The organism is Kitasatospora sp. NPDC057692 (assembly GCF_042799475.1).
Classification (GTDB): Bacteria; Actinomycetota; Actinomycetes; order Streptomycetales; family Streptomycetaceae; genus Kitasatospora.
Genome location: NZ_JBHVIV010000034.1, coordinates 1 through 21502, shown reverse-complemented (window position 1 = coordinate 21502; position 21502 = coordinate 1). Strand labels below are relative to the sequence as shown.

Annotated in this window: 19 protein-coding genes; 5 read left to right on the top strand and 14 right to left on the bottom strand. The window is 74.6% G+C overall.

Features of this window, described 5'->3' with window-relative positions:
* Positions 1–156: 156 nt before the first annotated feature.
* Positions 157–954, bottom strand: coding sequence for a carbon-nitrogen family hydrolase (locus ACFVFS_RS20385; protein WP_380625999.1), 798 nt, complete (start codon positions 952–954; stop codon positions 157–159).
* 174 nt (positions 955–1128) lie between these two features.
* Between ACFVFS_RS20385 and ACFVFS_RS20380 the strand changes: the two genes are divergently transcribed.
* Positions 1129–1950 carry a maleylpyruvate isomerase family mycothiol-dependent enzyme gene (locus ACFVFS_RS20380; RefSeq protein ID WP_380625998.1) on the top strand — a complete coding sequence of 274 codons (822 nt, stop codon included), beginning with the start codon at positions 1129–1131 and terminating at the stop codon, positions 1948–1950.
* 150 nt (positions 1951–2100) lie between these two features.
* Positions 2101–2457, top strand: a complete 357-nt coding sequence (locus tag ACFVFS_RS20375; protein ID WP_380625997.1) for a BRO family protein — start codon at positions 2101–2103, stop codon at positions 2455–2457.
* Here ACFVFS_RS20375 and ACFVFS_RS20370 read toward each other — a convergent pair.
* Together ACFVFS_RS20370 and ACFVFS_RS20365 are read right to left on the bottom strand one after the other, a co-directional pair.
* On the bottom strand, positions 2346–3689 hold the full coding sequence (locus tag ACFVFS_RS20370) for a nitrate/nitrite transporter (RefSeq protein WP_380625996.1): 1344 nt from the start codon (positions 3687–3689) through the stop codon (positions 2346–2348). The two genes, ACFVFS_RS20375 and ACFVFS_RS20370, sit on opposite strands and share 112 nt — an antisense overlap.
* Positions 3690–3774: 85 nt before the next feature.
* Positions 3775–5010: a M64 family metallopeptidase gene (locus tag ACFVFS_RS20365; protein WP_380625995.1), complete on the bottom strand. Its 1236-nt coding sequence runs from the start codon at positions 5008–5010 to the stop codon at positions 3775–3777.
* 380 nt (positions 5011–5390) lie between these two features.
* Here ACFVFS_RS20365 and ACFVFS_RS20360 point away from each other — a divergent pair, with 380 nt between their 5' ends.
* Entirely contained in the window at positions 5391–6395 is a 1005-nt protein-coding gene (locus ACFVFS_RS20360; RefSeq protein WP_380625994.1) for a hypothetical protein, read from the top strand.
* A gap of 108 nt (positions 6396–6503) precedes the next feature.
* Here the strand turns inward: ACFVFS_RS20360 and ACFVFS_RS20355 are convergent, their stop codons facing one another.
* From ACFVFS_RS20355 to pdhA, 3 genes are read right to left on the bottom strand one after another with little or no spacing between them, the layout of a single operon-like run.
* Complete coding sequence (locus ACFVFS_RS20355) at positions 6504–7919, bottom strand: dihydrolipoamide acetyltransferase family protein (RefSeq protein ID WP_380625993.1); 1416 nt, start codon at positions 7917–7919, stop codon at positions 6504–6506.
* A gap of 15 nt (positions 7920–7934) precedes the next feature.
* Complete coding sequence (locus ACFVFS_RS20350) at positions 7935–8909, bottom strand: alpha-ketoacid dehydrogenase subunit beta (RefSeq protein ID WP_380625992.1); 975 nt, start codon at positions 8907–8909, stop codon at positions 7935–7937.
* Positions 8909–10063: a pyruvate dehydrogenase (acetyl-transferring) E1 component subunit alpha gene (pdhA, locus tag ACFVFS_RS20345; RefSeq protein WP_380625991.1), complete on the bottom strand. Its 1155-nt coding sequence runs from the start codon at positions 10061–10063 to the stop codon at positions 8909–8911. Before pdhA ends, ACFVFS_RS20350 begins: the two co-directional genes overlap by 1 nt.
* 381 nt (positions 10064–10444) lie before the next feature.
* Between pdhA and ACFVFS_RS20340 the strand changes: the two genes are divergently transcribed.
* Positions 10445–11107: a response regulator gene (locus tag ACFVFS_RS20340; protein WP_380625990.1), complete on the top strand. Its 663-nt coding sequence runs from the start codon at positions 10445–10447 to the stop codon at positions 11105–11107.
* A 62-nt stretch (positions 11108–11169) separates the two neighbouring features.
* Positions 11170–12258 carry a phosphotransferase enzyme family protein gene (locus ACFVFS_RS20335; RefSeq protein WP_380625989.1) on the top strand — a complete coding sequence of 363 codons (1089 nt, stop codon included), beginning with the start codon at positions 11170–11172 and terminating at the stop codon, positions 12256–12258.
* An 18-nt stretch (positions 12259–12276) separates the two neighbouring features.
* On the opposite strand, the gene ACFVFS_RS20330 is transcribed toward ACFVFS_RS20335, so the two are convergent.
* The 8 genes from ACFVFS_RS20330 to ACFVFS_RS20295 all read right to left on the bottom strand — a co-directional run bounded on the left by ACFVFS_RS20330 (position 12277) and on the right by ACFVFS_RS20295 (position 21480).
* The gene (locus ACFVFS_RS20330; protein WP_380625988.1) at positions 12277–14094 is read right to left on the bottom strand and encodes a protein kinase; all 1818 of its coding nucleotides are present in this window, start codon (positions 14092–14094) and stop codon (positions 12277–12279) included.
* A gap of 109 nt (positions 14095–14203) precedes the next feature.
* Entirely contained in the window at positions 14204–15622 is a 1419-nt protein-coding gene (locus tag ACFVFS_RS20325) for a protein kinase (RefSeq protein WP_380625987.1), read from the bottom strand.
* A gap of 289 nt (positions 15623–15911) precedes the next feature.
* Positions 15912–16520, bottom strand: coding sequence for a bacterial proteasome activator family protein (locus tag ACFVFS_RS20320; RefSeq protein WP_380625986.1), 609 nt, complete (start codon positions 16518–16520; stop codon positions 15912–15914).
* 149 nt (positions 16521–16669) lie between these two features.
* Positions 16670–17545, bottom strand: coding sequence for a hypothetical protein (locus ACFVFS_RS20315; protein ID WP_380625985.1), 876 nt, complete (start codon positions 17543–17545; stop codon positions 16670–16672).
* Between the two features lie 161 nt (positions 17546–17706).
* Positions 17707–18684 (bottom strand): NAD(P)H-quinone oxidoreductase, encoded by a 978-nt coding sequence (locus ACFVFS_RS20310; RefSeq protein ID WP_380625984.1) that lies wholly within the window; start codon positions 18682–18684, stop codon positions 17707–17709.
* A 52-nt stretch (positions 18685–18736) separates the two neighbouring features.
* Entirely contained in the window at positions 18737–19300 is a 564-nt protein-coding gene (locus ACFVFS_RS20305; RefSeq protein ID WP_380625983.1) for a YbaK/EbsC family protein, read from the bottom strand.
* Positions 19301–19309: 9 nt separating this feature from the next.
* Positions 19310–20305, bottom strand: coding sequence for a potassium channel family protein (locus ACFVFS_RS20300; protein ID WP_380626045.1), 996 nt, complete (start codon positions 20303–20305; stop codon positions 19310–19312).
* A 71-nt stretch (positions 20306–20376) separates the two neighbouring features.
* Entirely contained in the window at positions 20377–21480 is a 1104-nt protein-coding gene (locus ACFVFS_RS20295; protein WP_380626044.1) for a molybdopterin molybdotransferase MoeA, read from the bottom strand.
* Positions 21481–21502 lie beyond the last annotated feature (22 nt).

The following is a 21502-nucleotide window of genomic DNA, read 5'->3' as shown; positions in this document are numbered from 1 at the left end:
GCTGGACGGCCTGACGGGAACAGACCGGCGACGTACGGGCTGGTAACACGACGAAGGCTCATCTTCTCAAAAAGGACACCGACGTGTACAAGCCCCCCATACGCCCCGGCGCGCCCCCTGCGCGCCCGGCCGCCGGAAACGCCCGGAACGCCCCCGTCAGCGCTGCACCGGCGCCGGGATCCCCAGCAGCCGGTCCCGGTGCACCGGGAACTCGGCGCGCGCCTTCGCCACCTCCGCCGGGTCGAACTCCACGGTCAGCACCTCCTCCCCGGCCCCCGCCTCGGCCAGCACCCGGCCCCACGGGTCCACCGCGATGCTGTGGCCCGCCTGCTCGACCCCGCCGTGCGTCCCCGCCGTGTTGCAGGCCAGCACGTACGCCTGCTCCTCCACCGCGCGCGCCCGGTTCAGCAGCGTCCAGTGCTCCCGCCGCCGCTCCGGCCAGGCCGCCGGCACCACCAGCACCTGCGCGCCCGCGTCCAGCAGCGCCCGGAACAGCTCCGGGAACCGCAGGTCGTAGCAGGTCGCCAGGCCCAGCGTGCCGACATCGGTGGCCGCGGTGACGATCTCCTGCCCGGCACCCATCACCACCGCCTCGCCGCTGTCGAAGCCGAAGCGGTGGATCTTGCGGTAGGTGTGCACCAGCTCGCCGTCCGGGGCGAACAGCAGCGAGGTGTTGTAGATCGGCCCGTCCGGATCGCGCTCGACGATCGAACCGGCGTGCAGCCAGACCCCCGCCGCCCGGGCCGCCGCCGCCATCGCGTCCGAGGTCGGCCCGTCCAGCGTCTCGGCACCGTCCGACCAGAGGTCGTAGGCGAATCCGCCGAGCGGCCACAGCTCGGGCAGGACCACCAGGTCCGCTCCCCGCTGCGCCCGCACCAGCGCGGCCGCGCGGGCCCGCCGCTCGGCCGGGGGCTCGGCGTCGGAGACCGCGAGTTGGATCAATGAAGCGCGCACAGTACCACCGTCCACGGCAAGAGTCCTACGATCGTCACCCGAAAGCGCTGCCCTGCTCTCACCCGGCAGCGTAACGTGCGGTTAGCGTGTGCGCCCGGAAGCCGGATATCCCGGCGGACCCAGGAAGCCGCGGGCACGCGTGGCAAGGCAGCTGACGGAGGGCCGGAGATTCCCGTGACGGACAACCAGACCGTGCAGGCTTACACCGAGGCGTGGACCCAGTCGATCGAGGCGATATCCGAACTGGTGACCCCGCTGCCCGAGGGCTCCTGGAACCGGGCCACCGAGTGCCCCGGCTGGTCGGTCCGCGACATCGTCTCGCACGTGATCGCCGTCGAGTCCGAGCTCCTCGGCGACCCCCGCCCGATCCACTCCCTCCCCCGCGACCTGCGCCACGTCACCACCGAGGCCGCCCGCTACCTCGAACTGCCCGTCGACAAGCGCCGCTGCCACACCGCCCTGGAGATGACCAGCGAGCTGGAGTACACGATCATCCGCCGCTCCCGCGCGCTGCGGAACGCCAAGCAGATGCCCAACGAGCCGGTCCGCTGGCCGGCCGGCCCGCAGAGCCGCGACATCCCGTACCACGAGCTGCTGCGGCTGCGCGCCTTCGACGTCTGGGTGCACGAGCAGGACCTCCGCCGCGCCCTCGGCGTCCCCGGCGACCTCGACTCCCCCGCGGCGCTGGTCACCCGGGACGTCCTGCTGCAGGGCCTGCCGAAGGCCGTCGCCCACGCGGCCGGCGCCCCGGCCGGCACCTCCCTGGTCGTCGACGTCACCGGCCCGGTCGAGTTCCTGCGCACCGTGCGCGTCGACTCCGCCGGGCGGGGCACCGTCGACGAGTCCATCAGCCTCGCCCCCGACGTCCAGCTCACCCTCGACTGGGAGACCTACGTCCGCCTCGCCTGCGGCCGCGGCCGCCCGGGCCCGGTGACCGTCGAGGGGGACAAGGAGCTGGCCGACCGCGTCCTGGCCAACTTCTCCGTCACCCCGTAGCCCCAGGCCATCACCCGCCCGGCGTACACGCACCGTGCACGCCGGGCGAGTGCGCCTCGTGCTCCCGTGCGTCAGGTTGGGACCAGTAGCCCCTTCCGTTCGGCCTCGTTGATCCGGGCAGTGTCACCCGGAAGAAGGAGGGGCGTCCCGATGGACGACGAACAGACGATGGTGCTGGTCCGGTCGAGCTTCCCGGTCACGGGCCAGCCGATCAGGGTCGTGATGATCGACGGCGAGCCGTGGTTCGTCACGGCGGACGTGTGCCGGATCCTCGGGCGCGGCAACCCCAGCGACGCGCACAAAGTGGTGAAGCCGGAGAACACGCGCATCGTCGACCTGCGCTCGGTAACCATCAGTGAGACCGATAGTAATCACGTTTCCGCAGGCCAGAAACCCTACGCAGGCACCGCCGCGAGCTTCTTCCGCAGCCGCAGGATCATCAGGGTCCCCGCCGCCAGCGGCACGTACTGCCAGCAGAACGCCCAGCGGAAGGCGCTCGCCGCGTAGGTGTCGGCGCCGGGCGGGCTGAGGGCGTCCAGGAGGACGCCGATGCCGAAGAGGGTGATCATCGTGCCGATGAAGCCGCCCATGTTGACGATGCCGGAGGCGGTGCCGAGGCGTTCGACGGGGTTGCGGGCGCGGGCGTAGTCGAGGCCGACCAGTGAGGCGGGGCCGTTGCTGCCCATCACCAGGACGACCGCGACCAGCAGCCAGAGCGGCGGGTGGCCGCCGGGCCAGGCGAGCGCCACTCCCCACAGCAGCGCGGTGGCGGCGATGACGGTGAGCACGATGGGCATCCGGGCCCGGGCGGTGCGGGACAGGACGCGGCCGAAGAGGAAGCCGAAGCTCATGTTGGAGAGCACCAGCAGGGTGAGCAGGCCGCCGGCCGCGGCGCGGGTCATGCCCTGGGCCTCGACGAGGTAGGGCAGGCCCCAGAGCAGGCCGAAGGCGTTGCCCGGGAACTGGGTGGTGAAGTGGATCCAGAGCCCCAGCCGGGTGCCCGGCTCCCGCCAGGTCTCCCGCACCTGGCGGGCGATGCCGAGGCTCGGCCGGGCGGCGGGCGCCGCCGCGGAGGGCCCGTCCGGCGACTCCCGGAGGAAGAGCGCGACGAGCGCGAAGACGCCGACGCCGAGCAGCGCGATGGCGGTGAAGGTGGGCGTCCAGCCCTCGCTGTGCAGCGCCTGGGCGAGGACGACGGTGGTGACCAGGTTGCCGCTCATCCCGGCCAGGCCGGTCAGCTGGGCGACCAGCGGGTTCTTGGCGGCGGGGAACCAGCGGGCGGCGATCCGCAGCACGCTGATGAAGGTCATGGCGTCGCCGCAGCCGAGCACGGCCCGGGAGGCGAGCGCGGGGCCGAAGGAGTCGGAGAAGGCGAAGGCGAGCTGGCCGGTGCTGAGCAGCACCACGCCGAGCAGCAGCACCCGGCGCGGTCCGAACCGGTCGACCAGCAGGCCGACGGGGACCTGCATGGCGGCGTAGACGAGGACCTGGAGGATCGAGAAGGTGGAGAGCGCGGAGGCGCCGATGCCGAAGCGGTCGGCGGCGTCCAGGCCGGCGACGCCGAGACTGGTGCGGTGGATGACGGCCAGGACGTAGACGCTGACGCCGATGGACCAGGCGAGCCAGGCGGCCCGCCCACCCGGGGGGTGGGCGGCCGCGGGACCGGGGGCGGGGCCGGCGCCGGCCCGGGGAGCGGGGGCGGACAGGGGGCGGGCTGAACTGGCGGGCTCCACGGTCATAGTGGCCCCAGATTAGTCATCCCATCATTGAACGCCTAGCGCGGGGTCAGGAGGACGGACACGAACCATCCGCCCCGCGCGGCGCTCAGCCGACCACCGTCCAGGAGACCGAGCGGGTCATGTAGCGGTCCCGGAAGGCCTCGTCGCGGACCCAGTCGGTGGTGTCCCGGACGGTCGCCGTGACGGTCGCGCCGTGCCCGGGCTCCAGGGTCAGCGCCGCGGTGTCCAGCCAGCTGCGGTCCGCCGCCTGCGGCTCGACGGGGGCGCCGTCCACCGTCCAGTCCACCCGCAGCTGCCGGGCCCCGGCCAGCGGGAGCGGCCGGACCTCCAGCCGGGGGCGGCCGGTGACGTCGCCGGGCGCCGGCGACGGGTCGTCGGCGGGCCTGACCCGCCGGTAGATCTCCTCGATGATCGCCTCCCGCGAGGGCAGGTTGTACGCCCCGCCGAGGGTGCGCATCACCGAGTCCTGGGTGGGCCGGTAGACGCCGTTGGCGCTGCGGAAGGCGCCGACCGCCCCGGCCCCGTCCGGGGACTCCGCGCCCAGCCAGCGCCACCACTTGGTCTGCTTGCGGCGCATCTCCTCGGCGTTGTCGGTGGAGAGGTTGGGGTAGTCGGCGTCGTCCGGCGCGCTGTCGTACTCGTCGCCGAGGTCCCCGACGGTGTGCCCTATCTCGTGCTGGATGATCCGCCCGGCGTCCGCGCTGCCGCCGGCCAGGGTGGTCACCCCGGTGCCGCCGGCGCCGCCGTACTCGGTGGAGTTGGCGAGCGCGATGAGGTACTGCGGGCCCTCGCCGCGGCCGGCGTAGCGGGCGGCGGCCTCCTCGTCGGCGCAGAGCAGCCGGGCGGTGCCCTCGCACCAGAAGTGCATGCCGAGCGGGGTGGCGGGGCGCCGGCCGCGGTTCTCGCTCTCGGCGATGCCGGAGACCGGGGAGACCACCTCGACCCGCCTTATGTTGAAGAACCCCTGGTAGCTGCGGAACGGCTCGATGTCCATCAGCGCGCGCCAGGCGCGGTCCGCCTGCTCGCGGAAGAGGTCCTGCTCCCCGGCGCCGTAGCCGTCGCCGAGCAGGACCAGGGTGATCCGGTTGGCCGGGTCCCCGGTCCGCCGTATGTCGACGGTCGGGGCCTCCCCCGCGTCGTGCAGGTCGGCGCGCTGCACCGCGGTGTGCGGCGGCACCGCGCGGTCGGCGGGGGCGCCGGGCCCGATCACGCCGAACGGCGGGGGTCCGGCCAGTTCGAGCGCGGCCGGGAGCACGGCGGTGGACACCAGCACGAGCGCGGCCAGACTCCGGACGATCCGGCCAGGGTTGCCAGGCGGCATACGGGTGCGTCCTCGACGTTCCGGTCACCCGGCGTCGCCCGGGTGGTGGACGCGAAGACGTACCCGGTCCCATGTGCCGCCCTCACCGAACGGCGAAAGTGTCACCGATCTGGCCGAACGACCAACATCTCACCAGTCATACCTACGAGTCTGATCATGTGAATGATGTGGCCATGAGTGACGCCGAGGTCACGGAAAATAGTCGCGGAAAACCTCGACCCCGCCGCAACCCTTCGAGGTCGATCGCTGTCTGTACGGACGAAGGAAAGCGGGAAGCGAGACCGGCCGAGCCGGGGGGCGCGAGAACTGCTCGACAGGAGCACACCGGTCACCTTCATCCCACGTCATCCGCACCCGCATCAGACCTTGGGGGTCCTGTCATGCGCACGTCCACCATGCCCGCTTCCGCGAAGAACTCCACCGCCACCACCGCCCGCCGCCGGATCGCCGCCGTCGCCGCCACCGTCGTCCTCGCCGGCTCCGTGCAGCTGCTCACCGCCGAGTCCTCCTGGGCCTGCGGCGCACCGGCCGCCGCCGAGGCGGCGCCCGCCACCGCCGGGGCCGCGCCGAAGGCGGACACCGCCGTCCACCGGGGCGGCCCCGAGGCGGGCTTCCACATGGCCCCCGCGCTGACCGTCAGGGCGGGCGGGCCGAAGGTCGAGATCCCGGTCGAGGTCGGCAACCACACCGGAGCGGCCTACCGCAGCGTGGTGCCCACGCTCTCGCTCGCCGCCCACCGGGCCGGTGACGGCGAGAAGGGCGTCTCGTACCTGCCGAGCGGCTTCCTGACCGTCGAGTACCGCACCACCGGGGGCTGGCAGAAGCTCTCCCTGGTGCGCGGCTGCGACCCGACGCTCTTCGCCACCCCCGCCAAGGGCATGCCGGTCGCCGACGGCCGGGCCGAGCACGCCACGTTCCGCGTCGGCCTCTCCGCGGACGCCCCCGCCGACCTCAGCACCCTCTTCGTCGGGCTCTCCGCCGTCGCCGAGGACAGGTCGCACGGCGAGTGGGTGGTCAAGGACATGACGGTCACGGTGCCGAAGCCCGCCGCCAAGCCCACCCCCGCCAAGCCGGTTCCGGCCAAGCCGACCCCCGCCAAGCCCGCCGCCCCGAAGCCCACCGCCACCGCCCCGGCCACCCAGGCCCCGGCCAAGCCCGCCGACCCGGCCGCCGACCGGACCCCGGCGGCCGCCCCGCCGGCCCCCGCCGCCCCCGGGAGCGTCCCGGCCGCCGCACCCGCCGCCACGGCCCCGGCCGGCACCCCGGAGCTCGCCCAGACCGGTGCCGGCACCCCCAACGGCCTCCTCGCGGGCATCGCCGCCGCACTCGCCGCCCTCGGCGCCGGCGCCGTCGTCACCGCCCGGCGCCTCCGCACCCGGGGCTGACCCCCTCGGAACGGAGCGGCCCGGGACGAAGGGGCCCCAGGACGAAGGGGCCCTGCCTCCGCACGGCGGTGCGGGAGGCAGGGCCCCTTCAACGTGGCCGGGACCGGATCAGCCCCAGGTGATCAGCCGCTTCGGGTACTCCAGGATGCCCGCGATGTCGGCCAGCACCTTGGAGCCCAGCTCGCCGTCGACCAGCCGGTGGTCGAAGGACAGGGCCAGCGTGGTGACCTGGCGCGGCACGACCTTGCCCTTGTGCACCCACGGCAGTTCCCGGACCGCCCCGAAGGCGAGGATGGCCGCCTCGCCGGGGTTGAGGATCGGGGTGCCGCTGTCGACGCCGAAGACACCGACGTTGGTGATCGTCACCGTGCCGCCCTGCATGTCGCCGGGCGCCGTCTTCCCCTGGCGGGCGGTGTCGATCAGCTCGCCGAGCGAGACCGCCAGGCCCGAGAGGGTCTTCGCGCCCGCGTCCTTGATGTTCGGGACGATCAGGCCGCGCGGGGTGGCCGCGGCGATGCCGAGGTTCACCTGGCCCTTGATGACGATCTCCTGGGCCGCCTCGTCCCACTGGGCGTTGATCCCGGGGTGGCGCTTGATCGCGGTGAGCAGCGCCTTGGCGACCAGCAGCAGCGGGCTGACCCGGACGTCCCGGCCCAGCTCGCCGCTCTCCTTGAGGCGGCGGACGAACTTCATCGTCCGGGTGACGTCGACCTGGACGAACTCGGTGACGTGCGGGGCGGTGAAGGCCGAGGCCACCATCGCCTGCGCGGTCGCCTTGCGGACGCCCTTGACCGGCACCCGGACGTCGCCCGCACCGGGGACGGCCACGGGGGCGGCGGCCGGTTCGACGGCCCGCTCGACGACCGGGGCCTCGGCCGGGGCCGGGGCGGCGGCGGCCGCCGCGTGGGCGTGCAGGTCCTCGCGGGTGATCACGCCGTCCGGACCGGTCGGGGTGACGGCCCGCAGGTCGATCCCGAGGTCCTTGGCCAGCTTGCGCACCGGCGGCTTCGCCAGCGGTCGCTCACCGGTCACCGCGACGGCCGGGGCCGGGGCCGCGACCGGGGCCACGACCGGTGCGGGGGCCGGAGCCGCGACGGGCGCCGCGACCGGCGCCGGCGCGGCGGCCGTGGTCCGGCGGGCCCGGCGCTGGCTGCCGCCGGTCCGCGGACCGTAGCCGACCAGCACCTCGCGCCGCTCGGGCTCGGCCTCCGCGGCAGCGGCGGCGGGTGCCGGGGCGGCGGCCGGAGCCGAAGGGGCCCCCGCCTCGCCGGCCACCGCGACCGAGATGATCACGGTGCCGACGTCGACCGTCGCGCCCTCCGGGAAGAACAGCTGCTCGACGGTCCCGGTGAACGGGATCGGCAGCTCCACGGCGGCCTTGGCGGTCTCCACCTCGCAGACGACCTGGCCGTCGGTGACGGTGTCACCGGGCTTGACGTACCAGCTGAGGATCTCGGCCTCGGTGAGGCCCTCGCCCACATCCGGCATCTTGAACTCGCGGAGCGAGCGAACTTCGGTGGTCATCATCGCTCCCCGGGATCAGTACGCGAAGGCGCGGTCGACGGCGTCGAGCACGCGGTCCAGGTCGGGGAGGAAGGCCTCCTCGACGCGGGACGGCGGGTACGGCGCGTAGTAACCGCCGACCCGGAGGATCGGTGCCTCCAGGTGGTAGAAGCAGCGCTCGGTGAGCCGGGCGGCCAGCTCGGCGCCCATGCCCAGGAACACCGGGGCCTCGTGCACGACGATGCCGCGCCCGGTCCGCTTCAGCGACTCCTCCAGGGCCGCGAAGTCGACCGGGGTGAGCGAGCGCAGGTCAACGACCTCCAGCCGGCGCCCGTCCTCCTCGGCCGCCGCGGCGGCCTCCAGGCAGACCTTGACCATCGGCCCGTAGGCGATCAGCGTGGCGTCGGTGCCGGGGCGCACGATCCGTGCGTCGTGCAGGCCCAGGTCGGCGGCGTCGCCGACCTCGCCCTTGTCCCAGTAGCGGCGCTTGGGCTCCAGGAAGATCACCGGGTCGTCCGACTCGATGGCCTGGCGCAGCATCCAGTGCGCGTCGTGCGCGTTGGACGGGCTGACCACCCGCAGACCGGCGGTGTGCGCGAAGTACGCCTCGTGCGACTCGCTGTGGTGCTCGACGGCGCCGATGCCGCCCGCGTACGGGATGCGGACGGTGACCGGGAGCTTGACGTGGCCGAGTGCGCGGGCGTGCATCTTGGCCAGCTGGGAGACGATCTGGTCGAAGGCCGGGTAGACGAAGCCGTCGAACTGGATCTCCACGACGGGGCGGTAGCCCCGCAGCGCGAGGCCGATCGCGGTGCCGACGATGCCGGACTCGGCGAGCGGGGTGTCGATCACCCGGCCCTCGCCGAAGTCCTTCTGCAGGCCGTCGGTGATCCGGAAGACGCCGCCGAGCTTGCCGATGTCCTCGCCCATCAGGACGGTCTTCGGGTCGCTCTCCAGGGACTTGCGCAGCGCCTCGTTGAGCGCCTTGGCGATGCTGAGCTGACCGGCCATCAGAGGTTCTCCCCCGCCTCGAAGGAGGCCGCGTACTCGACGTACCCGGCCCGTTCCTCATCGACCAGCGCGTGCGGCTCGGCGTAGACGTGGTCGAAGATCAGGGTGGGGTCCGGGTCCGGCATGCCGCGCACGCCCTCGCGCACCCGCAGCCCGAGCTTCTCGCTCTCGGCGTCGATCGAGGCGAAGAACGCCTCGTCGGCCAGGCCCTCCTTCTCCAGGAGGGCCCGGAGGCGGGTGATCGGGTCCTTGGCCTTCCAGGCCTCGGTCTCCTCGGCGAGCCGGTAGCGGGTCGGGTCGTCGGAGGTGGTGTGCGCGCCCATCCGGTAGGTGAACGCCTCGACCAGCACCGGGCCGTTGCCGCTGCGGGCGTGCTCCAGGGCCCAGCGGGTCACCGCGAGGCAGGCCAGCACGTCGTTGCCGTCGACCCGCACCCCGGGGAAGCCGAAGCCGGAGGCGCGGCGGTACAGCGGGATCCGGGTCTGGGTGGTGGTGGGCTCGGAGATCGCCCACTGGTTGTTCTGGCAGAAGAACACCACGGGGGCGTTGTAGACCGAGGCGAAGGTGAAGGCCTCGTTGACGTCGCCCTGGCTGGAGGCGCCGTCGCCGAAGTAGGCGATCACCGCGTCGTCCGCGCCGTCCTTGGTGATGCCCATCGCGTAGCCGGTGGCGTGCAGGGTCTGCGCGCCGATCACGATGGTGTACAGGTGGAAGTTCTTCTCGTTCGGGTCCCAGCCGCCGTGGTTCACGCCGCGGAACATGCCGAGCAGGTTCAGCGGGTCGACGTCGCGGCACCAGGCGACACCGTGCTCGCGGTAGGTGGGGAAGGCGTAGTCGCCGGGCCGCAGCGCGCGGCCGGAGCCGACCTGGGCCGCCTCCTGCCCGAGCAGCGAGGCCCACAGGCCCAGCTCGCCCTGGCGCTGCAGCGAGGTGGCCTCCGCGTCGAACCGGCGCACCAGCACCAGGTCACGGTAGAGGGCTCGAAGCTCGTCCGGCTCCACGGTGAGCGGGAAGTCCGGGTGCTCGACCCGCTCGCCTTCCGGGGTGAGCAGCTGCACGAGCTCCGGCTGGGCGTCCTTACCCGTGGCGCGGAGGGTGTCAGGGACGCCGGGGGCCGCCTTCTTGCGGGCCCTCGCCGTGCTTTTGACGGTCACGTTCACTCCTCGGTCTGTCCGGCCGCCCGGGGTCGCCGGTGACCGGTCCGGTCACCGCCTCGCGGGGCGCGCGTGGGTGTGCGCTCCCATCTGCGGGGCAGGTGGTGATCCTGTTCCGACGGCGTCCCTCACGAGAACGTTACCCAGCGTCCGCCCCCCGCGCGTCTGCGCTAGGACGTCCTACTTGTTCGGGGTCTACAAAACGCGCGTGTGGCGCAGCTCTCAATTCGGTCGCCTTCAGGACACCTGCGCACGTTATCCGGGCGAAGGCCCCGGCGTAAGGGGGTTACCGGCATCGGTTTCGACCGCTCTGGCCGGAACGCGACCCCGGTCCGGTGCGGGCGGAAGGTCTCTCGTAGGGTGATATGGGAGGCTTTGCGCGTGACTGATACGGGACAAATCAGGGTATTCCTCCTCGACGACCACGAGGTGGTCCGCAGGGGCGTCCACGAACTCCTCTCGGTCGAGGAGGACATCGAGGTGGTCGGCGAGGCCGGCACCGCCGCCGAGGCGCTGACCCGGATCCCGGCGGTCCACCCCGACGTCGCGGTCCTGGACGTCCGGCTGCCGGACGGCAACGGGGTCGAGGTCTGCCGGGAGATCCGCTCCCGGCTGCCGGAGATCAAGTGCCTGATGCTGACCTCGTTCTCGGACGACGAGGCGCTGTTCGACTCGATCATGGCGGGCGCCTCCGGCTACGTGCTGAAGGCGATCCGCGGCACCGACCTGATCACCGCCGTCCGGGACGTCGCGGCCGGCCGCTCGCTGCTCGACCCGGTCGCCACCAGCCGGGTGCTGGCCCGGCTGCGGAACGGCGGCGAGAAGGAGGACGAACGGCTCGCCCAGCTCACCAAGCAGGAGCGCCGCATCCTGGACCTGATCGGCGAAGGGATGACCAATCGTCAGATCGGCAACGAGCTGCACCTCGCCGAAAAGACGGTGAAGAACTACGTCTCCAGTCTGCTCGCGAAGATGGGGATGGAGCGCCGGACCCAGGCGGCCGCGTTCGTCGCCCGGCACCAGGCGGACCACCAGCACGGATAGGAAGGATGCACAGAACTGAAGAACTGTCAAGGCCCCCCGCCGAGAGGTCCTAACCTCTGGCTGTGACTTTCAGCCAGACCCTCGCCCTTGCACCAGCCCGTCCCGACCTCACCGCTCCCCCGATAGGAACGCTCAGCCCACCCGTCCCCCACGCCGCGCTCGCCGAGGTCCTGCGCCGCTACCGGGTGGGCCGCCTGCTCACCGCCGAACCCGTCGCCGAAGGCCTGCTGAACCGCGGCTACCGGGTCACCACCGAGGCCGGCGGCTACTTCCTGAAGTGCTACGTCGACGCCGCGACCGCCGGCCGCGAGGCCGTCGCCGCCCACCACCGCGCGATGGGCGCGCTCGCCGCCCTGGGCCTGCCCGTCGCGCCCCCGCTGGCCCTCTCCGGGCGGACCGCCACGATCGCCGCGTTCGGCGGCCGGCTCTTCGCCCTCTTCCCCTGGGTGGACGGCCGGCACCGGCACGGCACCGAGCTGGCGCTGTCGCAGTGCACCGAACTGGGCGCGCTGCTCGGCCGACTGCACGGCGCGCTCGACGAGGTCTGCGCACCCGTCGCACAACCCTCCGGCTACCGCAGCGCCGACCCGCTGGACAGCTCCGTGCTCGCCCGCGAGCTGCGCCGCCGGGCCCACGAGCACCAGCCGCACGGCGAGCTGGACGCCCTGGTCGAGCGCCGGCTGACCGAACGGCTGGACCTGCTCGCCGAGCACGCCCGGCGCCGGCCCCTGCCGCAGGCCGCCCCGCCCACCGGGTGGACCCACGGCGACTTCCACGGGCTCAACCTGCTGCACTCCGGCGAGCGGATCGCGGCCGTCCTGGACTGGGACAAGCTCGGCCCGCAGCCGCGCGCCGAGGAGGCCGTCCGGGCGGCCACCCTGCTCTTCAACGACCGCTCCACCGGGGTGCTGGACCTCGTCCGGGTCCGGCACTGGTCGCAGTCCTACCGGGCCACCGGGGCCGCCACCACCGAGCACCTGGCCGCCGCGGCGCACCGGGTCTGGTGGGAGCGGCTGAACGACTTCTGGATGCTCCAGTGGCGCTACCAGCGGGCCGACCACCGGGCCGACCCGCTCTACCCCGCCTCGGCGGGCCAGTTGGCGTGGTGGTGCCAGGAGTACGAGCAGGTCCTGGACGCCTTCGCCAACTGACCCCGGCCGCCCCGGGGCTCAGCCGGTCGCCGGCGTACCGCCGCCGGTCGGCTGCGCCGGCTTCGTCGCGCCCCCGCCGCCGCTCCCGCCCGCCGGAGGCGTCGTGCCGCCGCCGCCCGGCGGGTTGGTCGCCGGCGCCGTGGCCGGGGGCGTCGTCGCGCCGCCGCCGGTCCCCGTGGTCGGGGTGCCGGTGGCCGGCGCGGTGGCCCCTCCGGTCGCGGACGCGGACGGCGTCGCCGGCTTGCTGCCGGTCGTGCTCGGCGTCGTCGACGGGCTCGGCGTGTTGTGCTTGCCGGTCTGCTGGCTCGGCTGCTGGTTCGGGTAGCCGCCGCCGTTGTTGTTGTTGGTGTCGGTCGGCTGCTGCGGGCGCCGGGAGTTCTGGCCGGTCGGTCCCGGGGCCGTGGTCGCACCGGTGCTGGGCGCGGTGGTCTCCGGCGCCGTCGACACCACCCCGGTGGACGGGCTGGTGCCGTTCGGCGTCCCGTTCGTGCCCTCGTCGCCGCCGCTGAGCGCCAGGGCGATGCCGGTGCTGGCCGCGACGACCACCGCCGCGATGCCGGCCACCAGGCGCCACGGCCCGCGCCGGGCGGAGCCGTGTCCGCCGCCCTTCCCGTTGCCGGTGCCGTCCCCGCCGTACGAGCCGTCGGCCGCCGGGTAGGGCGAGGACGGCGTGTGCGGGCCGCCCGGCACCTGGTAGGGCAGCACCGTCGTCGGGTCGCCCGGGACGCCCGTCCCGAGCACCGCCGTCTCGTCCGCGCCGACCGGCGGCAGCCCGCCGCCGTGGAGCGTCCCGCCGACCGGCCCGACCGCGCCGCCGACGGCCCAGCCGCCGGTGCCGCCGGTCAGCTCGCGCAGCGCGTGCTCGATGTGCGCGCGGAACTCGTCGGCGTCCTGGAAGCGGTCGTCCGGGTCCTTGGCCAGCGAGCGCAGCACCAGCGGGTCCAGCCCGGACGGCACCCGCGGATTGGCCTGCGAGGGCGGCAGCGGCTGGTCCTGGACGTGCTGGTAGACCACCGACAGCGGGGTGTCACCGGTGAACGGCGGGCGCAGCGCCAGCAGTTCGTACAGCATGCAGCCGGCCGCGTACAGGTCGGAGCGGTGGTCGACCGGCTTGCCCAGCGCCTGCTCCGGCGAGAGGTACTGCGGGGTGCCCATGACCATGCCGGTCTGGGTCATCGTCGACGCCGTGCCGGTGAGCGCCCGGGCGATGCCGAAGTCCATCACCTTGACCGCGCCGCTGTTCGTGATGATGACGTTGGCGGGCTTGATGTCGCGGTGCACGATGCCGTGCCGGTGGCTGTAGGCCAGCGCCTCCAGCACCCCGGCGATGATGATCAGCGCCTGGTCGACCGGCGGCGCCGCCTCGTCGACCAGCAGCTCGCGGACGGTCCGGCCCTCGACCAGCTCCATCACGATGTAGGGCGTCGACTCCTCGCCGACGTACTCCTCGCCGGTGTCGTACACCGAGACGATCGCATGGTGGTTGAGCGCCGCGACGGCGTGCGCCTCCCTGGTGAAGCGCAGCCGGGCGATCTCGTCCTGCGCCAGTTCACCGCGCAGCAGCTTCACGGCGACGGTCCGGCCGAGCCTGACGTCCTGGGCGGCCAGCACCTCGGCCATGCCGCCCCGGCCGAGCCGGTGGGTCAGCCGGTAGCGGCCGTCGCCGACCGTGCCCAGCGGGGCGGCGGTGCCCCGGCCGGGGGTCTGCGGGCCCCCGTACGGCGGCATGGCGGTCGTGGCGGCGTCGCTACCGGGCTCGGGCATCCTCGGGGCCCCGCCGGCCGGACCGGTCGCCCAGGCCCCGCCGTCGTCGTCCGGATGCTGCGTCTGTGCCATCGCTCCTCGCCCCGGGCCTTCGCTCGGATCGCGGTGCCCTGTCGCTCGTATCCCCGAACGCTACCGCCTCCGGCGCCCCCTGTAGCACGCGCGATCCGGACGGAACGCGTCAGAGCAGGCCATTCCGGTCGGCCGGACCGTCCAGCTGCAGCACCGTGGCGATCTGGCCCGAGACCCGGGTGCTGGAGCCGGACTTCGTGGTGTCCCGCTCGGCCCGGTTGACCACGATCGCGATGATGATGACCGCCAGCACGATCACGCCGACGATGATGCCGACGATCACCAGCGCGGTCGAGCAGCCTCCGCTGTTGGACGCCGGGGCCGGCTGGAACGGCGGCGCCGGCATCGGGTGCGGCGGCGGGGTGTGCGCCTGCTGAGCGCCCTGCGGGTGGAGGAACTGCGGCTGCGGCGTGTGCGGGGCCGGGAAGGCCGGCGGCGGGGTCTGGAACGGCTGCGGCTGCGGCGCGGCGAACGGCTGCGGGGTCTGCGGCGTCTGGAAGGCCGGCGGCGGGGTCCGGAACGGCTGCGGCTGCGGGAACGGCGTCGGCGTCTGCGGGGCCTGCGGCGTCTGCGGCGCCGCGTGCACCGAGCGCGGCCCGTCGGTGATCACCAGCGGGTTGCTGGCCGCCAGCGGGCTGCCGCCGCCCTTGGCCGCGCCCATCAGCCGCTCCGCCTCGTCGCGCATCGCCGCCGCGCTCGGGAAGCGGTGCGCCGGGTCCTTGCGCAGCGCCGTGGCCACGAACTCGTCGACCGCCGGGCTGAGCCGCGGGTTGAGCGTGGACGGCGCCGGCGGCTCCTCCTGGACGTGCTTGTACGCGATCGAGAAGGCCGAGTCACCGTCGAAGACCAGCTGGCCGGTGAGCATCTCGAAGAGCATCACGCCGACCGAGTAGAGGTCGGAGCGGGCGTCCACCGGCTTGCCCAGCGCCTGCTCGGGCGAGAGGTACTGGGGGGTGCCGACCACCATGCCGGTCTGGGTCATCGAGGTGACCCCGCTCTCCAGCGCGCGGGCGATGCCGAAGTCCATGACCTTGACGTTGCCCTTGCGGTCGAACATGACGTTGCCGGGCTTGATGTCGCGGTGCACCAGGCCCATGTCGTGCGAGGCCTCCAGCGCGTTCAGCACGCCGACGGTGACCCGCAGCGCCTCCTCCAGCGCGATCGCGCCCTGCTGGGCGACCGCCTCGTTGATGGCGTCCCGCAGGCCCTTGCCGTCGATCAGCTGCATGACGATGTACGGGGTGCTGGAACCGTCCGGGGCGATGTCCTCGCCGCTGTCGTACACCGTGACGATGTTGGGGTGCTCCAGGCGGGCCACCGCCTGCGCCTCGCGCCGGAACCGCTCCTTGAACGAGTCGTCCCGGCCCAGCTCGGCGTGCATGCTCTTGAGCGCCACCGACCGGTCCAGCACGCTGTCGTACGCGAGGTGGACCGAGGCCATGCCGCCCTCGCCCAGCACCCGCTGCAGCACGTACCGCCCGTTGCCCAGGGAGTAGCCCTCGACCGCCGCGTTGCCGTGCTCGCTCATGGTCCTCTGCTCCCCCTCGGCGCGGCCCTGCCGCCGCGGCCGTGACGTTCGGTCTCGTCCGTGCTGTGTACGGGCCCGGCCCGCTGGCCCGCCCGACCCCTGTCGCGGCGCTCGCCCGGCCTGCGACAGGGGCCCAGGGTATCGGCTGGCACCGACGCCGACCGGCCCAGGGCCGACACTGTGTCCAGGTCGCGACCGGGCGCCGGCCGGTGGTGCGTCCGGCACCGGGGCGCCCTGTCGCGCCCGGTGCCCCGCGGCCCCGTCGGGGCCGCGGCGGTACGGGTACGGCCTACAGGTAGGGGCCGGAGCGGATGCCGCGGCCCTCGCCCGGCTCGTCGCCCTCCGGCTCCCCGCCGTGCAGGCCGGGCGGCAGCGCCCGCCGCATCTGCTCCAGCTGCGCCCGCGCCGCCATCTGCTGCGCGAACAGCGCGGTCTGGATGCCGTGGAACAGGCCTTCCAGCCAGCCCACCAGCTGCGCCTGCGCGATCCGCAGCTCGGCCTCGGTCGGGATCGAGTCCTCGGTGAACGGCAGCGACAGCCGTTCCAGCTCGGCGACCAGCTCGGGGGCCAGACCGAGCTCCAGCTCCTTGATCGAGCTGGCGTGGATGTCCTTCAGCCGGGCCCGGCTGGCCTCGTCGAGGGGAGCCGCCCGGACCTCCTCCAGCAGCTGCTTGATCATGCTGCCGATCCGCATGACCTTGGCGGGCTGCTCGACCATCTCGGTCACCGGCAGCTCACGCGGGCCGTCCCCCTCGTCGTCCCCCGCCATGCCGATCGCCCCCTGCCCGACCGGCAGCCCGTCCGGTCCGACGATCAGCACCTTCTGGCCGTCCTGCGACTGCCCGCCCATGGCCTGGTGGAACTCGTGGGACGAGCGCTCGTTCATCGGATTCGTCATGAATCACATTCTCCCTCACTGGGGTTGCCCGGGTGGAGGCCCCCGGCCTACCCGGGCACGACGCTACGCCCCGGACCCGGCGGTCGGGTATCCGTACGGATACTCAGTCCGCCCGGGTACCGGGGCGCTTCGAGCGGCGGGGCACGCGGTCAGCCGCGGCGCAACCGCAGGCCGACCAGGCCCAGCCCGCAGCCGATCAGGCCGAGGCCGGCGCCGAGCGGGAACTGGCGGGTGGAGGCGTCGTCCCAGCGGGTGGGCAGCACGGCCGGGGCGGCCGCCACGTTCCGCGGCCCGGGACCGCCGAGCGCCAGCGTCCCGCTCCCGGACCCGTCGGCGGGCCCGGCCCCGGCCGAGGGGTCCTCGGCGGATTCCGTCCCGGGGTCGGCGAGCTGCTCCGGCGTCCGCTCGGGAGGCTGTTCCGGGGTGTGCTCGACGGTCTGCTCGGCAAACTGCTCGACGGACCGCTCGGGCCTCTGCGCGGTGCGTTCGGGCGCCGAACCGGGGTGGTGCCGCTGCTTGCGCCGCTCCCACTCGGCCCAGGGGGCGTCGGGATGCGGCCGCCCGGTCCGCCACTCCCCGGGCGCAGCGGCCGGCACGACCGCGGACGCGAAGGCGGTCACGGGCTCCTCGGCGGCGCCGGACGCCTCCGGGGACGCTTCCGCGGGCGGGGACGCTTCCGGGGAAGGGGACGGCTCCGGCGACGGGGAGCGCTCCGGGGACGGCTCCGGGGAGTCCGGGGAGTCCGGGGAGGAGAACGCCGCCGGGACCGGGACGACCCCGGCGGAACCCGCCGGTCCGGCCGGTACGGCCGGTACGGCCACCGCCACCGGGCCGACGGCCAGCGGCACGGCGAGACCGAGCACCGCCAGCACCAGCAGCCGCCGCGCCCGGCGCCCGGCGCGGTGGGTGCCGGGCGCGCCCCGGGAACGGCCGCCCGCCCGGGCCCTCCCGGGAAGGCGGTGGGAGGGGGACGGCGGCGGTGCCGCGGGCAGCGGCCCGAGGAACGCGGAGGAAGGTGCGGGCACGGTCGAGGTCCTTCCGCGACGGCCGACCGCGCGGGGCGGGGTCGGCGGCGGGACAGCTCCCGTCCAGCGTCACACAGACCGACATTCCGGGCATGTCGGACGGCCCGGCCCGGCGGGGCGACGGGTTCCCGGACCCGGCGCCCCGCCGTCCGCGCGCGGGCTCAGGCCCGCAGCACCACCTTGCCGACCTGCGCGCCGGACTCCAGCACCCGGTGCCCCTCGGCGGCCTCCGCCAGCGGCAGCACCCGGTCGACCACCGGCTTCACCACCCCGGAGGCGACCAGCGGCCAGACGTGCTCGCGCACCGCCGCCACGATCGCCGCCTTCTCGGCCAGCGGCCGGCCGCGCAGATTGGTCGCGATCACCGCGCCGCGCTTGCGCAGCAGGGTGTTGAGGTTCAGCTCGCCGTTCGCCCCGCCCTGCAGCCCGATGATCACCAGCCGCCCGTTGACGGCCAGCGCGTCCACGTTCCGCTGCAGGTACTTGGCGCCCATGATGTCGAGGACCACGTCCGCCCCGGCGCCGCCGGTGGCCTCCCGGAGCACCTCGACGAAGTCCTGCGCGCGGTAGTCGATCAGCACGTCGGCGCCCAGCTCCGCGCAGCGGGCCAGCTTCTCCGGGCCGCCCGCCGTCACCGCCACCCGGGCACCGACCGCCTTGGCCAGCTGGATCGCCATCGTCCCGATGCCGCTGGCCCCGCCGTGCACCAGCAGCGTCTCGCCCGGCCGCAGGTGCGCGGTCAGGAAGACGTTGGACCACACCGTGCAGACCACCTCCGGCAGCGCGGCGGCCTGTTCGAGGGTCAGCCCGGACGGGACCGGCAGCAGTTGGCCGACCGGCACCGCGACCCGCTCCGCGTAGCCGCCGCCGACCAGCAGCGCGCAGACCTCGTCGCCGACCGCCCAGCCGGCCACCCCGGGGCCCAGCGCGGCGATCCGGCCCGCGCACTCCAGGCCGGGGTACCGCGGGCTGCCGGGCGGCGGGTCGTAGAAGCCCTGCCGCTGGAGCAGGTCGGCCCGGTTGACGGCGGTGGCCGCCACCTCGACCAGGACCTCGCCCTCCCCGGGCACCGGATCCGGCACCTCGGCCCAGACCAGCGCCTCGGGCCCGCCGGGTTCAGGAATCGTCATCGCATGCATGGGCCCGACGCTACTGCGCCGCGGCGGCCCGGCGGGCGGGCGACCCGCGCCGTCAGCCGGCCAGGTCGGGGAGCAGCACGGCGCCGGGCAGCGCGGCGGCCACCCGGCCCGGAAGGATCAGCTTGCCCCGCCGCCGCCCGCTGCCCACCAGGACGAACGGGGCCCGCGCGACGGCCTCGTCGACCAGCAGCGGCCAGTCGGCCGGCAGCCCGACCGGGGTGATGCCGCCGTACTCCATCCCGGTCGCCTCGACCGCGGTGTCCATCGGCGCGAACGAGGCCTTGCGGGCCTCCAGGTGCCTGCGGACCGTCCGGTTGACGTCGACCCGGGTGGTCGCCAGCGCGAGGCAGGCGGCCAGGGTGGTCTCCCCGCCGCGCTTGGCGGCGACCACCACGCAGTTCGCCGAGGCGTCGAGCGGCACGCCGTAGGTCTCGCAGAAGACGGCGGTGTCGGCCTTCTCCGGGTCGGTCTCGACGTACAGCACGGACCGGGCGGCCTCCCGGTCGTCCCAGTTCTTCAGCGCGTCGGCCACCGGGGCGACCAGCCGGTCGGTCACCTCCAGCGCGGGGGCGGAGAAGTCGAACGTGCCGAACGGGAGCTGCGGTTGACCGGTCATGGGCCGACCCTACGCCCCCTCCGCCGACTTGATGACGATCACCCGGTCGGTCAGCTGGAGCGTCTGCGCCTCCGGCTCGGTGTAGTTGATCACCCGCCGGCCGCGCACCACCGCCACCACCAGGTCGTCGAGGTCGCGCGGGCTGTGCCCGGCCTCGGCCCGGGTGACCGGGCGCTCGACCACGTCCAGCCCGTTGCCGTAGGTGAGCAGGTCCTCCATCACCGCGCCGGCGTGCGGGCTGAGCATCGACATGCCGAGCAGCCGGCCCGCCGAACTGGAGCTGGTGACCACCACGTCGGCCCCGCTCTGCCGCAGCAGCGGGGCGTTCTCGTCCTCCCGCACCGCCGCGACGATGGTCGCCGAGCGGGTCAGCTGGCGGGCGGTCAGGGTGATCAGCGCGGCGGTGTCGTCCCGCTCCGGGGCGACCACCACCCGGGAGGCGGTGGGCAGTCCGGCGCGCAGCAGGGTGTCGGTCCGGGTGGCGTCGCCGACCACGCCCACCAGGCCCTGCTGGGCGGCCTGGTCGACGACCCTGCGCTGCGGGTCCACCACCACGATCTCCTCCTTGCGCGCCCCCTGCCCGAGCAGGGTGTCGATGGCGCTGCGGCCCTTGGTGCCGAAGCCGATCACGACGGTGTGCTCGCGCACGGTGGACCTCCAGCGGTTCAACCGCCACTGCTGACGGGTGCGTTCGGTGAGCACTTCGAGGGTGGTGCCGACCAGGATGATCAGGAACAGCACCCGCAGCGGAGTGACCACGAAGATGTTGGTGAGCCGGGCGCTGTCGCTGTACGGGGTGATGTCGCCGTACCCGGTGGTGGAGAGCGTCACGGTGGCGTAGTACGCCGAGTCCAGGAAGCTCAGCCCGCCGCCGGCGTTGTCGTTGTAGCCCTCGCGGTCCAGCCAGACGATCACCGTGGTGGCGAGCAGGACCCCCAGCGCCAGCAGCAGCCGGGAGCCGACCTGCCGCACCGCCGGTGCGGTGCGCCGGGCGGGCAGCACGATCCCGGAGTCGGCCCAGGGCTCGGTCCCGGGGACGGACGGCCCGGACAGCCGCTCGCGGACACGTCGGACACTCACGGCGCCTCCAGCAGTTCGATCGGGTCCCCGGCCGCCGCCCCGCCCGGCGGCACCACCGCGAGCGCCTCGGCCCGGGCCAGGCCGCGGAGCATCGCCGGGCCGTCGTAGGGGAGGTGGACCACCCCGCGGGCGGTCCGGCGGACCGGCAGCAGCCGGGTGTCCACCGGGTGGCCGGGCAGCGGGTCCACGGCGGTGGCCAGGGCCGGTTCGGCGGTGCTCCGGCCGGCCAGCGCGTGCAGCAGCGGCAGGGCCAGCGTCACCATGCCGGCGACCGCGGCCAGCGGATTGCCGGGCAGGCCCACCAGGTGCCGCCCGCCGGGGAGCTCGGCCAGCAGCATCGGGTGGCCCGGGCGGACGGCGACCCCGTCCACCAGCAGCCGGGCGCCGGACTCGGCGAGCGCCCGGTGCAGGAAGTCCACCGGACCGGCCGCGGTCCCGCCGGTGGTGACCACCACATCGGCGGCGGAGTGCCGCAGGGCGTCCCGGAGCAGGCCGGCGTCGTCGCGGACGGCCCGCGGTTCGCCGGTCTCGGCGCCGGCCGCGCGCAGCCACGGCGGCAGCAGCGGACCGAGCGCGTCCCGGACCAGGCCGGGGCGGGGCAGACCGGAGCCGAGCAGCTCGTCGCCGAGCACCAGCAGCTCCACCACCGGGGGGCGGTGGACGGCCAGCCGGTCGTGGCCGCAGGCGGCGGCCAGGCCTAGCACCGCCGGGCCGACCGCGGTGCCGGCCGGCAGCAGCACCTCGCCGCGCCGGCACTCCTGGCCGCGCGGCCGGACGTCCTGACCGGTGGTCAGCGCGCCGGGGGTGCGCTCGGACAGCAGCGCCACGCCCGGCTCGCCGTGCTCGCGGCGGAGCACGGCGGTGGCCCCGGGCGGCAGTTGGGCACCGGTGGCGATCTCGACGGCGGCACCGTCGGCCAGCGGGCCGCCGGCCGGGCGCCCGGCGAGCAGCCGGCCGGTCACCCGCCAGGGGCCGGGGCCGGCGACCGCCCAGCCGTCCATCGCCGAGGTGTCGAAGGCGGGCAGGTCGCTGAGCGCGGTGAGCGGCTCGGCGAGGGTGCGGCCGAGCGCGCGGTCCAGCGGCAGGCTCAGCGGCGGCAGCGGCGGGCGGCCGGCCCGGCGG

Bases quoted from the DNA above. Each gene is read 5' to 3' on its own strand.
- ACFVFS_RS20375 (WP_380625997.1), top strand. From the start codon at position 2,101: ATGGACGACGAACAGACGATGGTGCTGGTCCGGTCGAGCTTCCCGGTC.
- ACFVFS_RS20370 (WP_380625996.1), bottom strand. From the start codon at position 3,689: ATGACCGTGGAGCCCGCCAGTTCAGCCCGCCCCCTGTCCGCCCCCGCT.
- ACFVFS_RS20365 (WP_380625995.1), bottom strand. From the start codon at position 5,010: ATGCCGCCTGGCAACCCTGGCCGGATCGTCCGGAGTCTGGCCGCGCTC.
- ACFVFS_RS20360 (WP_380625994.1), top strand. From the start codon at position 5,391: ATGCGCACGTCCACCATGCCCGCTTCCGCGAAGAACTCCACCGCCACC.
- ACFVFS_RS20355 (WP_380625993.1), bottom strand. From the start codon at position 7,919: ATGACCACCGAAGTTCGCTCGCTCCGCGAGTTCAAGATGCCGGATGTG.
- ACFVFS_RS20350 (WP_380625992.1), bottom strand. From the start codon at position 8,909: ATGGCCGGTCAGCTCAGCATCGCCAAGGCGCTCAACGAGGCGCTGCGC.
- ACFVFS_RS20330 (WP_380625988.1), bottom strand. From the start codon at position 14,094: ATGGCACAGACGCAGCATCCGGACGACGACGGCGGGGCCTGGGCGACC.
- ACFVFS_RS20325 (WP_380625987.1), bottom strand. From the start codon at position 15,622: ATGAGCGAGCACGGCAACGCGGCGGTCGAGGGCTACTCCCTGGGCAAC.
- ACFVFS_RS20320 (WP_380625986.1), bottom strand. From the start codon at position 16,520: ATGACGAATCCGATGAACGAGCGCTCGTCCCACGAGTTCCACCAGGCC.
- ACFVFS_RS20310 (WP_380625984.1), bottom strand. From the start codon at position 18,684: ATGCATGCGATGACGATTCCTGAACCCGGCGGGCCCGAGGCGCTGGTC.
- ACFVFS_RS20305 (WP_380625983.1), bottom strand. From the start codon at position 19,300: ATGACCGGTCAACCGCAGCTCCCGTTCGGCACGTTCGACTTCTCCGCC.